This window comes from Achromobacter sp. GD03932, from assembly GCF_029839485.1.
GTDB classification, from domain to species: domain Bacteria; phylum Pseudomonadota; class Gammaproteobacteria; order Burkholderiales; family Burkholderiaceae_B; genus Achromobacter; species Achromobacter bronchisepticus_A.
Genome location: NZ_JAOCAT010000033.1, coordinates 14,811 through 28,060, shown reverse-complemented (window position 1 = coordinate 28,060; position 13,250 = coordinate 14,811). Strand labels below are relative to the sequence as shown.

Genomic DNA, 13,250 nt, shown 5'->3' with positions numbered 1-13,250 from the left:
TCCTGCGGCTTTCATCGGCTGTCGAACGTCCCGCTTCAGGGATGAATCGTTTCACCGCGATCAAGCATGCCGATGAACTCTTGGATCTTGCGCGCCCGCGTTGCGGGCCTTTTGGCATGCTGGATCCGAAACAGAATGGCGTAGCGGTTCCGGCTGTTCAGCGTCGCAAAGAACGCGCTGGCCTTGGGATTGGCGTCCAGCGCGGCTTGCAGGTCGTCCGGCACGACCGAATTGCTGGGAGAGGCATAGGCGGCGGCCCAGCGTCCGTCCTGTTTGGCCTTTTCGATTTCCCGCATGCCGGCCGGGAGCATTCTGCCTGCAGCGATGAGCGCTTCGGCCCGATCCGTGTTGAGTTTGGCCCAAATACTCTTCGGAGAACGCCGGGTAAAGCGCTGCAGCCAGGTTTCTTCGCTTTCAGCCTGTTTTTGGCCATCGATCCAGCCATGGCAAAGCGCGCTCTCCACCGCCTGCGCGTACGTCAAGGTCCGCTGCCCGGCGCCTTTCTTGGCTATGCGCAGCCATACCCCCGCCGACGTCTCGCCGTTGTGCGTCAACCAGTCTTCCCATTCGCTCTGGGCCAGGAATGTCAGGCGAGGTTCAGTCATGGAGCGTTCCGTTCAATGGCAGTCCAACAAACCACTCGCGGCAGCCCTGTACAGTGTCATGCACGCGGCCGATTCAAGATGCGCTCATATTGAAGAAGGTCTTCCGCAGAAAAGCAGCAGAAGATCACCTCCAGTATGGATGAGTCCCCGGCCAGACTTTCGCGGACGCTTTTGGCAGCGACCTCCGCCGCCAACGCTATGGGATACCCATATATCCCCGTGCTGATGCTGGGCAACGCAATCGACGTGACCGCCCTTTCTTCCGCCAGCTCGATGCATCGGCGGTAGCAACTGGCCAGCAGCGCCGGCTCCCCGCTCTCTCCGCCCTGCCACACGGGCCCCACGGTATGAATGATGTACTGCGCGGACAGGCGATAGGCCTTGGTCACCTTCGCATCCCCCGTCTTGCAGCCGCCCAGCAATCTGCATTCATGCACAAGATCCGGACCCGCGGCGCGGTGGATGGCGCCATCGACGCCCCCTCCGCCCAGCAATGAGGAGTTTGCGGCGTTAACGATGGCGTCCACGTGCAGCTTCGTGATATCTGAACGGATTGCGCGCAGGCTTGTGGCCATGATCTTGCTCCTTGCGGTACGAACGCCGTCGCCGCGGCGCACTTGCAGGGCGATCTTCCTGCAGGCAAGCGTACGGCACTCATCACGCCTGCTGGCGGCGACGGATCGGGATTATGTTGCCAGTCTACAATTCCGCCCACTTCATGCACTCAAGATTGCAGGCTGACGCCGTTTCCCCACATGCAACGACGCCTTTTGAATGCCCTGTTGGTTACCCTCCTGGTGAGCGTCGGCGTGCCCGGCGGTTCGACGCAAGCCCTGGCCCAGTCGACGCCAAAAGCGCAATCTGGCGAGGGCCGCCCATATGAAATTGCCGATAGCGAAGTATGGGACGTGCCCGATCCCGTGTCGGGCCGCGGCTATCAGGTTTATGTCGCGTTGCCGCCGTCCTATGCGAAACAGCCGCAACGGCGCTACCCGGTGCTTTATGTGACCGATGCCGACTACGCCTTCCCGATTATCCGGCAGCTGGCGCGCCGCCTGAACGTGGAGGGACCGCAAATCGAGGAGTTCATTCTTGTCGGCCTGTCATATGGCAAGGGGGAAGATGGCGGAGTCAGCCGCCAGCGCGACTACACGCCGACACCGAACGGCCCAAGCACGGCACCGGCCAACGCGGTCCATGGCCAGGCGCGCGCCTATCAAGCGTATCTGCGCGATCAGGTGAAGCCTTACATCACCGCCCGCTACCGGACCGACCCGGCCAGAGCCCTCTTTCTTGGCCACTCCTATGGGGCGCTGCTGGGGACACAGATCCTGTTCACCGAGCCCGGCATGTTCAACGGCTATGTCCTCGGCAGCCCGTCCCTCTGGTACGACAAACGGCATGCCTTGAAACTCGAAGCGCGCTATGCCCAGCGGCATCGGGACCTGACGGCGAATGTCTATCTTTATGTCGGCGCCTACGAAGCCCTGCGCAAAGGCGACCGTCGCTACAACCAGACGGTGGACATGGTCGCCGACAACCGTGCGCTGGAGGCGGCGCTGCAAAGCCGGCAGTATCCAGGCTTGAAACTGAAGTCGGTGGTACTGAATGACGAGGACCATCTCACCGTGGCGCCGCGCGGCTTTATGCAGGCCCTGAAATATCTGCTGCCGGTGCGCTGAAGCAATACAGAAAGTCCTTCGCCTTCCGCGCCATGTGGCATCGCGGCCTTGTCCGCCGTGATGGGGTGGCGTTGGACAACCTCAGACCTATGACGCCTCTCAAAGGGACGATCGGAGCTTCACGAATACGAGCTCGGGGTCGCCGTCGTCCAGATTCTCGATTTGGCCGCTTCTGATAAAGCCAAGCCGGCCAAGCAATTGGCGCATCGCGATGTTTGACCTGTTTGTCGACGTGAACAGTTTTCCTCCCTGGCATTGCAGTTCCAGGGTCCGCATAATGGCTGTCGCGACGCCACGGCGTCGAGCCGAACGCTTGACGACGATCAGCGGAATGAAATCATGTCCGAAGAACGAGCGGTCAAGCACCCCATAACCGACCAGCGCCGAAGCATCCTCCGCTGCCGTCGCGGCCCAGCATTGGCCAGCAGCCACCGCCTGGGCGATAAATGTCCTCCTGCCCGGTTCCTGCCTGGCGATCGGATCCAGTTCAACAATCGAATCGATGTCTACGCTCTGGGCGATTCGGACCTGCGTTTGGGAAGACATGATCGCTGCGCATCGGGATTGGGGGATTCTTAGTCTACCTGCCCCGCATCCAGCAGGTGCCTGATCTGCCACCGCGGCGAATAGGCGATGCCGAGCCCGGCGCTCACGGCGGAATAGACTGCCGCCGTCGTGGTGGTTTGGAACGGACCACGGACCCCGACGTTACGCCGCTTGCGATCGATCTCAAAGGCCAACTGCCCGGGCCTTGCGACTGGCCTATTCTGGGAACGAACGGACCTTTGCCCGCCGGCATTACCCCTGAACTGGTGTCCTGCCACTAGTTAATCCAGAGAATCCAAACCGCAGTTTGCGATATTCGGCGGGCCGAATCATCTTTGCCATGTCACGATTAATGAAACGGTATTGGCATTAACGCGATCGAATACGATTCCCATCAACGAACTAATGCAAAGGATGCGCACCAACAAGGAATCAGAGTTTATACGAACAGATTATGCGCTGGAAATCACTATCCCATCAGCGGGATATTTGGCAGAATTTAATACCGGCCGCATTTCTACGCGAAAACTCATGCGCAAACCTGAATTCGCCTTGCACGATGTGCGCTGTGCGTTTCTGAAAAAATGGCGCGCTTTTGTTTTGGTGCTGTTGATCGTGCTTACCGCTGCCTTCTCGTGTATTTTGTATTTCCACGAGTCGCAACGCGGAGAGCTCGCAGCGCTGGCTCTGGGAGGAACCTTAATTGGAATGCTGTTCGTTGGCTTTTTTGTTTGCAGGCGTTGACTAATTTTGTCGCGCCACGTCGCACCGTGCGACGCACTCCCAAATCCGTATTGGATAATCAGCAGGCCATATCCAATATATACAAGCTAAAAATACGAAAACGCCCTGGTTTTACGCCAGGGCGTTGCTTCAGGACGGCAAGTCACCGTCCCCGCAAATACCCGTCCCGCGTCTGCGGCAGCTTCATCCCCAGCACGGCGGAGGCGACCTGAGTCCGCAGGATCTGCGCCGTGCCACCGGCGATCGTGAACATGCGTGCGTCGCGCACGTGGCGCTCCATCGGCAGGTCGCGCCCATAGCCTGACGAACCGTGCAGCTGCAAGGCGTCGTTGGTCACGCGCTGCGCCGTTTCCGCCGCGTGTATCTTGGCCTGCGCGGCCAACGACAAGTCCGGAAAGCCGAAAGTCCGCGGCGTGCCGCTGCGCGCGGCCGCATGAAGCATGTGGCGCGCGGCGTTCAACTGGATGGCCATGTCGGCAACCATCCACTGCAAGCCCTGGAACTCCGCTATCGGCCGGCCGAACTGCTGGCGCTGCTTGACGTATTCCACGGCTTCTTCAAAGGCGCCCTGCGCAATGCCCAGCGCCACGGTGCCCGCGCCCACGCGCTGGGCGTTGTAGGCCTGCATCAGCCCGGCGAAGCCGCGTTTCAGACCCTCCGGCGGCGCCACCAGCATGGACTTGTGCACCTTGAGGTCGCGGAACTGGATGTACGTCTCGGGTATGCCCCGCACGCCCATGGCGTAGGAACGCTTGGCGATCTCCAGGCCATCGTCTGCGGCGTCGGGCTCGCGCACGTGGATGAAGGCGCCTATGCCCAGATCCACGCCCTCGTCGAACACGCGCGCGAAGATCAGGTGCAGGCGCGACACCCCGCCTCCGGTGATCCAGTATTTCTCGCCGTTGATGACGTAGTCGTCGCCCACACGCACGGCGCGTGTGCCCATTTCGCTGGCGGCGCTGCCGGCCTGGGGCTCCGAGATGCAGATGGCGGGCTTGTCGCCCGCCAGCACGCACCCGGCGGCCAGCGTCTTCTGCTCATGGCTGCCGTATTGCATGATGGCGCCGATTGCGCCCATATTGGCTTCCACCGTGATGCGTCCCATGGTGGCGCAAGCCTTGGCCATTTCCTCCACGACCAGGACGGTATCGAGATAGCTCAGCCCCTGTCCGCCGTACTCGCGCGGAATCGTCATGCCCATGAAGCCGCTTTCGCGCAGCAGGCGGACATTGCCCCAGGGATACTGTTCGGATTGGTCGGTGGCCGCGGCCGTCGGTTTGAATACGGTCTGCGCCAGTTCGCGCGCGCGCTGCTGCAGCGCCGATTGTTCTTGAGAAAGCTCAGTCATGGTTCATCCTTGCTACGTGCAAAACTCCGGCCGGGCCGCCAGGCCCGCCGGCATCAACCCACCTTGATATCCGCGCGCCGCGCCACCTCGGCCCAGCGCTCGACTTCGCTGCGCGTCAGGGCGGCAAGCTCCTGCGGCGTGCCGCCGCCCGCGTCGGCACCCAACGCAATCCAGCGCTGCACGAAAGCCGGATCGGCGAACGCCTCGTTGACCGCCGCATTGAGCACGCGCACCACGTCCGCGGGCGTGGACGGCGGCGCATAGATGCCATACCAGCTGGTCGCGTCGTAATTGGCCGCGCCGCTCTCCGCCGCCGTGGGCACGTCGGGCAGGCTGGGCGAACGCACCTTGGACGTCACCGCGATCGCGCGCACGCTGCCGGCCCTGATGTGCTGGATGGCCGAAGGCATGGTCTCGAACATCATGTGCACGTTCCCGGCAATGATGTCCACGATCGCCGGCGCCGAGCCGCGGTAAGGCACGTGCATCATCTGGGTGCCGGTGACGTTCTTGAAGTATTCGGCCATCAGGTGCTGCATGGTGCCCGCGCCCGGCGTGGCATAGCTGTACTTGTCCGGATTGGCCTTCAGCAGCGCTACCAGCTCCTGCACATTCTGCGCGGGCAGATCCTTGTTGACGATCAGCGCGTGGTTGACACGTCCCAGAAAACCCACCGCCGTCATCTCGCGGATGTCGTATCCCAGCTTCGGATACACCGACTGGGCGATCGCGTGATGCACCGCCCCGAACAGGATCGCGTAGCCATCGGGACGGGCCTTGGCCACGGCGTCGGCGCCCAGCGTGCCACCGGCGCCGCCGCGGTTTTCCACGATCACCGACTGGGCCAGGCTGGCGCGCATCGGCTCGGCCAGTTGCCGCGACAGGATGTCCACGGTTCCACCCGGCGCATAGGGCGCGACCAGCCTGATGCTCTGCGACGGATACTTGCCTTGCGCAAATGCGCGGCTCAATGGCGTCAATGCGGCCAGCGCCAGCAACTGTCTCCTATCCATGCCTCTCTCCTCTTGTGTCCGCCTTCGTCGAAGCGGTGTTGTCTAAGATGTGTGACGTCAGTCCGGCGGACCGCCCGCCGTCCAATCGTCCAGGATCTGCCGCGCATGCTCGTTCAGGCGGGGCGGCGGATTGCGATAGGAGACCGGCGTGGCGGACAGCTTCAGCGGATTTGCCAACAGGTTCAGTTCGCCGCCTTGCGCCCATGCGCAGGGCATGCGCAACTGCGCGCCGCGAGCCTGTACGTGCGGGTCGTTGAATACGTCGCGCAGGTCGTTGACCGGACCGCAAGGCACGCCCACGGCTTCCAGCTGTTCCAGCCAGACCTGCCTGGGGCGCCGGGCCAGCGCTTCCTGTACCCGTTGGCAGAGTTCGATGCGGTGGGCGACGCGGGCCGCATTGGAGGCATAGCGCTCGTCGTCCGCCAGCCCGGCCACGCCGGCAACCTCGCAGAAGCGCCGGAACTGCGCATCGTTGCCCACGGCAAGAATCATGGGACCGTCCGCCGCGTCGAATACCTGGTAGGGCACGATGTTGGGGTGGCCGTTGCCCAGGCGGACGGGCGGCTCCTGCCTGGCGAGATAGTTCGTCCCGGCGTTCACCAGCCAGGCAATCTGGCTGTCCAGCAGCGAGATGTCGATGTGCTGGCCCTGGCCGGTCAGGTCGCGGTGGCGCAGCGCCGCCAGGATGCCGACGGCGGCATACATCCCGGTCATGACGTCGGCGATGCCCACGCCCACCTTCATGGGCGCGCCTTGCGGCTCGCCGGTAAGGCTCATGATCCCGCCCATGCCCTGGATCAGGAAGTCGTAGCCCGCGCGCTTGGCGTATGGCCCCGTCTGCCCGAAGCCGGTGATGGAGCAATAGACCAGGCGCGGATACCGGTGCTTGAGCTGTTCATAGTCCAGCCCGTGCTTGGCCAGGCCGCCGACCTTGTAGTTCTCGACCAGCACGTCGGCGTGGTCCAGTAGTTGATGCAGCGTTTCCCGGCCCGCCGTCGTGGCGATGTCGATCGCGATGGACCGCTTGTTGCGGTTGGCGCTCAGGTAGTAGGCGCTTTCCGCGGTCGCGTGGCCGTCCTGGTCGTTGATGTAAGGCGGCCCCCATTTGCGGGTGTCATCGCCCTCGTCCGGCTTTTCCACCTTGACCACGTCCGCGCCCAGGTCGCCCAACAGCTGCGTCGCGCTGGGACCCGCCAGGATGCGCGAGAGGTCCAGGACACGCACGCCCTTGAGCGCGGAGGCTTCCACTGACTGCATACGCCTTCTCCATCAGAATCGATCGATGCAGTCTAAAATTCGCAATCCTCACCTTCAATTGAGTTTTTTTTCAATATGAAGGACAGCTTGCCGCCCGGTCCGGACGGGCGACGCGCGGCGCTACTTGACCGGAAACTTCAGCTTGGGCGCGGCGTCCCTGACCATGGCCCAGAAGGCATGCGCGGCAGGCGACAGCTTGCGTTCATTGAGGCAGGCCAACCCGATCCTGCGCTTGGAAGCGGGGCTGATCTTCCGGTAGACCAGCCCGTCGTAGGCCTGCGGCAGCACCAGCGACGCCAGCACGGAGATGCCCTGCCCGCGCCGGACGAATTCCAGGATGGACATGATCTGCGAAAGATCGTGCGCGATATGCGGCTTGGCGCCGGCGCGCTCGAACATGCGCGTAATGACAGGCTGCGAACCGGCGCGCGTCATGATCAGGGGATAGTCGATCAGCTCCTTCACCGCGATCGTCTTGCGCCCGGCCAGCGGGTGGCCGGCAGGAAGCACCACCATCAGCTCGTCGGTAACGAGCGGCAGCGTGTCGAAATCCGGTTTGGGCAAGGCCACCACGCCGATCTCGATACGCCGTTCGACCAGCGCGCGCTCCAGTTCCGGGTCTGGCTTCTCGGTAACGAACACATCGACGCCCGGATATCGGGCTTTGAACATCTCCAGCAGCTGCGGCAGGATGTTCAGTGAGGAACTCGCCCCCAGCGAACCCAGATTCAGCAGACCCGAACGCAAGCCCGCGCTGGCGTTCGCCGTCGCCCGCACGATCTGCAGGGAGGCGAACACGTCCCTGACGTGCGGCAGGATCTGCTGCCCGGCATAGGTAAGATGCACGCCCGATGCGTTGCGGTCGAGCAAGGGCGCTCCCAGCGTGGCCTCCAGCGTGCGCAGGGCGTGGCTGGTGGCCGAGGGCGTCATCCCCAGCCGCGCGCCCGCGCCCGCGATGCTGTCGGCGGAGGCCAGCGCCAGCAGCAGTTCCAGTTGCCTGAGGGAGAGGGATTTTGCGGCCTGATCCGGCATGGTCATGTCTCCTTGCTGCTAACCGGCCAGCGCCTGCGCCAGCCCCAACGCCCGCGCCAGGAACGCCGACGTGTCATCCTTGCGGTAGCTGACGATCACCGGCGACACGAAGGTATCGGCATCGATCGCCACGTGCGCCACATCCTGCCGCTGCAAGCGCTGCACCGACGCCGGCACCACCGTCACACCCAGCCCCGCCGCCACCAGGCCGATGGCGGTCTGAAGTTCGTTGGCCTCCTGCACCACCTGCGGCGCATGTCCCGCTGCACGGAACAGGCCCAACACATGGTCGGAGAAGTTCGGCCGCGGGCGTGCCGGATACAGCACGAAAGGTTCGCGCGCCAGGCGTTCGACGGACACGCGCCGCAGCCGCGCGATCGGATGGCCCAGCGGCACCGCGGCCATCAGCGCTTCGGTCATCAGCACCCGCCGCTCGATGGCGGGATCGTCGAACAGGATGCGGCCTATGCCCAGGTCGATGCGGCCGGCCTTGAGCGCTTCCAGCTGCGGCAAGGTGGTCATTTCCGTGAGACCCACCTCGACCTGCGGGTCGGCGTTGCGCAGCTGCCGGATCAGCTCGGGCACGAAGCCGTACAGGGATGACGGCACAAAGCCTATGCCGAACCAGCGCCGCTGGGTCTGTCCCAGCCGGCGCGTGCCTTCCAACACTTCTTCCAGGCGCGCGGTCAGCAGGCGCGATTGTTCCAGCAGGAAGCGGCCCGCTTCCGTCAGACGCAGCGCCCGCGTGGTGCGTTCGAACAGCTGCACACCGAGTTCTTCCTCGAACATGCGGATCTGGCGGCTGAGGGGCGGTTGGGCCATGTGCAGCCGGGCGGCCGCGCGGGTGAAGCTGCCTTCCTCCGCCACGGCCTGGAAATAACGCAGTTGCCTCAGTTGCATGGCATGGCTCCATACATACCATAAAGGTATCAATCGGAACCCATATAGTCTTGGACTCGCAGGGAAAACGCAAGCCATACTGAACCGTCGCGCAAGCCTGCACTTTGAAAGTATGAATCCCGGGAGTTGCCTGCCCGGGATCCTTGGGCCAAAGGCGCGCGGCAACACAATAATTCCAGCATTACGGAGACCATCATGCGCTTGCGCCCTGTATTCAAACGAATCGCCCTGGCCTGTGCCGGCCTGGCGCTGCTGGGCGGCGCGTCCGCAACGCTGGCCCAGACGTACCCGGACCACCCCGTCAAATGGATCGTTCCCTTCCCGCCCGGCGGCGCGATGGACAGCATCGCCCGCACCCTGGGCGAATCCATGGGCAAGCAGCTCAACACCACCTTCATCGTGGAGAACCGCGCGGGCGCGGGCGGCAATATCGGCGCGGCCAGCGTGGCCCGCGCCAAGCCCGACGGCTACACCATCCTGATCGTCGCCAACGGCATGGCCGTCAACCCGGCCCTGTACAAGGACCTGAACTACGACCCGATCAAGGATTTCGCCCCGATCTCGCTGCTGGCCGTGGTGCCGAACGTGCTGGTCACCAATCCCGCGCGCACCGGCGCCACCAGCGTGCAGGACGTCATTGCCAAGGCAAAGGCACAGCCCAACCACTACACCTACGCCTCGGCCGGCGTGGGCACCTCCATCCATCTGGCGGGCGAGCTGTTCCTGTCCATGGCCCAGGTGGATATGCTGCACGTGCCCTACAAAGGCAGCGGCCCCGCCGTCGCCGACCTGCTGGGCGGACAGGTGGACTACATGTTCGACAGCATCACCTCCGCCAAGCCGCACATCGAAGCCGGCAAGCTGCGGGCGCTGGCAGTGACCACCAGCAAGCGCTCGGCCGCCCTGCCCGACGTGCCCACCGTCGCGGAAAGCGGCCTGCCCGGCTACGAATTGATGCCCTGGTTCGCGGCCTTCGCCCCCGCCGGCACGCCGCCCGAGGTGGTCGCGAAACTGAACGCCGCGATGCGCGCATCGCTGAACGACGCCAAGGTGCGCGCCACGCTGGACTCCATCGGCGCCGAGCCCATCGGCGGCACGCCGGATGAACTGCGCGACCACCTGGCGCGCGAGACCGCGCAATGGAAGACGCTGGTGAAGGAACGCAACATCAAGATCAATTGAGGTCAGCGCGGCTGCGGCACGCTGGAGCTGGACGTCTAGGCGGGTTCCTGCAAGGCCGACGCATCCAGCAGATGATCGACGATGGCGAGTATCTGCTCGGCGGCTTCGCCGATATGCCGCTCCAGCGCGGCTTCGGCGTCTTCGGCCCGGCCCTGCCGGGCGAGCGCGATCAGTTCGCTGTGCTCGTCGTGGGCCTGCTGGCGGATCGGCGCGTTGACGATCTGGAAGCGGAAATAGCGTTCGGATTTTTCGTGCAGCGCGCGCACCATGGCCAGCGCGGCGGGCCGTTGCGCCGAACGGTACAGCAGTTCGTGCAGTTGCCAGTTCAGGCGCCCCCATTGCTCGGGCTCGGCCGTGTCCATCTGCGCCACCACCTGGCTCGCCAGCTCCAGGTCCTGGGGCTCGCGCTGCTGCACGGCCAGGCGCAACAGCCATGGCTCCAGCCGCAGCCGGATGTCGAAGAACTCCTGCACCTCGGCGCGCGACAGCATGGAGACGTAGGCGCCGCGATGCGGAATCATGTCGATCAGCCCTTCGGCGCTGAGCTGGCGGATAGCCTCGCGCACAGGCAGCCGGCTCACCCCCAGTTCCTCGGCGAACAATTCCTGGCGCAGCGCCGAACCGGGAGGAAGCGCGCCGGACAGGATGCGGTCGCGCAATTCGTCGACCACCAGTTCGACGGCGGTCTTGCGCACCAGGCGGCCGGGGCTGGCGGCCTGGGAACGGGACGGGTTGGAAGCGGAAAGCGGCGAATTCTGTGACATGAAACCTGCCTGGTTGCACCGTGCGGCGGGAGCGGCACGGGAGGGACTACGCGGAACCCGCGCCGCCATGCCCAGGAAAACCCCGAGAGACAGCCGGTAGCCACAGCCCTTTTAATGTGAGTATACTGGATCCATGATCCAGTTCAAACCGCCGCCCGCCAGGGCGACGGACCGAGGCCCGAGCCTCGTTTTTTTAAGCCCCATATTTTTGGATCCAATATCCAATAACCATCATCCAGCCGGATTGCTTCGGCTGGACCACGCATCAGGAGCCGCAGCATGAGCATTCAATGGCAAGGCGTATTCCCCGCCGTCACCACCAAGCTGAAACCCGATTTTTCGCTGGACCTGGAGGCCATCCGCCTGGGACTGGAACGCCTGATCGAGAACGGCGTGGGCGGCGTCGTGATGATGGGCATGGTGGGCGAAAACGCCCAGCTCTCGCCCGAAGAGAAGCTGCAGGTGCTGCGCACCGCCGTGGACACCGTGCGCGGCCGGGTGCCGGTGATTTCTGGCGTGGCGGAAACCGGCACCGCCCGCGCCGCCGCCTTCGCGCAGGAAGCCGCGCGCATTGGCGTGAACGGCCTGATGGTGTTTCCCGGCCTGACCTACAAGTCCGACGGCCGCGAGACCGTGGCCTTCTATCGCGAAGTGGCGCGCGCCAGCGCCCTGCCCATCCTGCTCTACAACAACCCGCGCGGCTACGGCGTGGACCTGACGCCGGACCTGGTGGCCGAGCTGCTGGAAGAGCCGACCATCGTCGCCATCAAGGAGGAGTCCTACGACACCACCCGCGTCACCGACCTGATCACGCGCTTCGGCGACCGCCTTGCCGTGGTCTGCGGCGTGGACGACCTGATCCTGGAAAGCGCCGCGCTGGGCGTGACGGCCTGGGTATCCGGCATGGCCAACGCCGTGCCCAAGGCTTCGGTGGACCTGCTGAAGCTGGCCGTCGAAGGCGATTTCGTGCGGGCCCGCAAGCTCTATGCCGCGTTGACGCCGCTGTTCCACCTGGACACCGTGGTCAAGCTGGTGCAGCACATCAAGCTGGCCGAACACCTGATCACCGGCAGCGCCGAAACCGTCAAGCCGCCGCGCCTGGACCTGGCCGGGGCCGAACGCGAACGCACCATCGCCATTACCAAACAGACGCTCGCGGATCTTTCCGCCCTGGGCTACTGATACCGGAGCCGCCACCATGCGCCCCTACCGCCTGTCCGCGCTGGCCCTCAGCGCCCTGTCCGCAGTTTCCGTCCTGTCCGCCGCGCATGCCGCGGACTACCCCGCCCGCTCGATGGAACTGGTGGTCGCCTACCAGCCCGGCGGCGGCAGCGACAACACCGCGCGCGCCATCGCCGAGGCGGTGCGCCCGCCCCTGCTGGCGCAGCCCACGGTGGTGATCAACAAGCCGGGCGCCAGCGGCTCCATCGGCTGGGCCTACGTGGCCAACGCGCAGCCCGACGGCTACAAGCTGGTGTTGATGACGCCCGAAATGCTGGTGGTGCCGCTGATGGGCATAGGCAAGACCACGGTGGGCGACTTCCAGCCCATCGCCCGCTTCACCGACGATCCCTCATCGGTCACGGTGCGCGCCGACGCGCCCTGGAAGACGGTGGAGGAATTCCTGGCGGACGCCAGGAAGAATCCCGAACGCGTCGCCGTGTCCAATGCCGGCATCGGCACGGTGCCGCACATGGCGGCGGCGGCGCTGGGCGAACAGGCCGGCGTGAAGTTCGTGCACGTGCCTTACCAGGGGTCGGCCCCGGCCATCATGGGCCTCCTGGCGGGCGATGTGCAAGCCACCACGGTCGCCTACGCCGAACTGCAGCAGCACGTCGAGACCGGCAAGCTGCGCACCCTGGCGGTCATGGCGCCCAAGCGCCTGGACAACCTGCCCTCTGTCCCGACCATGAAGGAGAAAGGCGCGGACCTGCAGTTCAGCGTCTGGCGCGGCATCGGCCTGCCCAAGGCCACGCCCGCCGACGCGGTCGAGAAATGGCGGGCCGCGGCCCGCCAGGTGGCGCAATCGCAGGACTTCCAGGCCTTGATGCGCAAGCAGAACCTGACGCCCTCCTACGCCGACCTGCCGCAATTCACGGCCGACGTGGCGCGCCAGGAAGAGGCGTTCAAGGCCTTGGTGCCCAAGCTCAATCTGAAGCCCTGAACGCGTAGCCCTG

At 64.6% G+C, this 13,250-nt stretch carries 14 protein-coding genes; 5 read left to right on the top strand and 9 right to left on the bottom strand.

The window, feature by feature from the left end:
* Positions 1-35 precede the first annotated feature (35 nt).
* A complete protein-coding gene (locus tag N5C88_RS25755; RefSeq protein WP_280016505.1) occupies positions 36-605 on the bottom strand; it encodes a YdeI/OmpD-associated family protein in 570 nt (189 codons plus the stop codon).
* Positions 606-661: 56 nt separating this feature from the next.
* Positions 662-1,180 carry an O-acetyl-ADP-ribose deacetylase gene (locus N5C88_RS25750; protein WP_280016504.1) on the bottom strand — a complete coding sequence of 173 codons (519 nt, stop codon included), beginning with the start codon at positions 1,178-1,180 and terminating at the stop codon, positions 662-664.
* A gap of 180 nt (positions 1,181-1,360) precedes the next feature.
* Here N5C88_RS25750 and N5C88_RS25745 point away from each other — a divergent pair, with 180 nt between their 5' ends.
* Positions 1,361-2,287, top strand: a complete 927-nt coding sequence (locus tag N5C88_RS25745) for an alpha/beta hydrolase-fold protein (RefSeq protein ID WP_280016503.1) — start codon at positions 1,361-1,363, stop codon at positions 2,285-2,287.
* Between the two features lie 99 nt (positions 2,288-2,386).
* On the opposite strand, the gene N5C88_RS25740 is transcribed toward N5C88_RS25745, so the two are convergent.
* Complete coding sequence (locus N5C88_RS25740) at positions 2,387-2,833, bottom strand: GNAT family N-acetyltransferase (RefSeq protein ID WP_280016502.1); 447 nt, start codon at positions 2,831-2,833, stop codon at positions 2,387-2,389.
* 414 nt (positions 2,834-3,247) lie between these two features.
* On the opposite strand from N5C88_RS25740, the gene N5C88_RS25730 reads away from it, so the two are divergent.
* Positions 3,248-3,577: a hypothetical protein gene (locus N5C88_RS25730; protein WP_280016501.1), complete on the top strand. Its 330-nt coding sequence runs from the start codon at positions 3,248-3,250 to the stop codon at positions 3,575-3,577.
* 142 nt (positions 3,578-3,719) lie between these two features.
* Here N5C88_RS25730 and acdA read toward each other — a convergent pair whose 3' ends face one another.
* The 5 genes from acdA to N5C88_RS25705 form a co-directional block, all read right to left on the bottom strand.
* Positions 3,720-4,925 (bottom strand): 3-sulfinopropanoyl-CoA desulfinase, encoded by a 1,206-nt coding sequence (acdA, locus tag N5C88_RS25725; protein WP_280016500.1) that lies wholly within the window; start codon positions 4,923-4,925, stop codon positions 3,720-3,722.
* Between the two features lie 53 nt (positions 4,926-4,978).
* Positions 4,979-5,938 carry a tripartite tricarboxylate transporter substrate binding protein gene (locus tag N5C88_RS25720; protein WP_118931959.1) on the bottom strand — a complete coding sequence of 320 codons (960 nt, stop codon included), beginning with the start codon at positions 5,936-5,938 and terminating at the stop codon, positions 4,979-4,981.
* Between the two features lie 57 nt (positions 5,939-5,995).
* Positions 5,996-7,195 (bottom strand): CaiB/BaiF CoA-transferase family protein, encoded by a 1,200-nt coding sequence (locus N5C88_RS25715; RefSeq protein WP_280016499.1) that lies wholly within the window; start codon positions 7,193-7,195, stop codon positions 5,996-5,998.
* 120 nt (positions 7,196-7,315) lie between these two features.
* Entirely contained in the window at positions 7,316-8,227 is a 912-nt protein-coding gene (locus N5C88_RS25710; protein ID WP_118932023.1) for a LysR family transcriptional regulator, read from the bottom strand.
* Between the two features lie 18 nt (positions 8,228-8,245).
* Complete coding sequence (locus N5C88_RS25705; protein WP_280016498.1) at positions 8,246-9,127, bottom strand: LysR family transcriptional regulator; 882 nt, start codon at positions 9,125-9,127, stop codon at positions 8,246-8,248.
* Positions 9,128-9,322: 195 nt separating this feature from the next.
* Between N5C88_RS25705 and N5C88_RS25700 the strand changes: the two genes are divergently transcribed.
* Positions 9,323-10,309, top strand: a complete 987-nt coding sequence (locus tag N5C88_RS25700) for a tripartite tricarboxylate transporter substrate binding protein (protein ID WP_059379703.1) — start codon at positions 9,323-9,325, stop codon at positions 10,307-10,309.
* 35 nt (positions 10,310-10,344) lie between these two features.
* On the opposite strand, the gene N5C88_RS25695 is transcribed toward N5C88_RS25700, so the two are convergent.
* Complete coding sequence (locus N5C88_RS25695; RefSeq protein ID WP_251880306.1) at positions 10,345-11,073, bottom strand: GntR family transcriptional regulator; 729 nt, start codon at positions 11,071-11,073, stop codon at positions 10,345-10,347.
* A gap of 279 nt (positions 11,074-11,352) precedes the next feature.
* Between N5C88_RS25695 and N5C88_RS25690 the strand changes: the two genes are divergently transcribed.
* Positions 11,353-12,255: a dihydrodipicolinate synthase family protein gene (locus N5C88_RS25690; protein WP_059379702.1), complete on the top strand. Its 903-nt coding sequence runs from the start codon at positions 11,353-11,355 to the stop codon at positions 12,253-12,255.
* Positions 12,256-12,271: 16 nt separating this feature from the next.
* Positions 12,272-13,237, top strand: coding sequence for a tripartite tricarboxylate transporter substrate binding protein (locus tag N5C88_RS25685; protein WP_059379701.1), 966 nt, complete (start codon positions 12,272-12,274; stop codon positions 13,235-13,237).
* Positions 13,238-13,250: the final 13 nt, after the last annotated feature.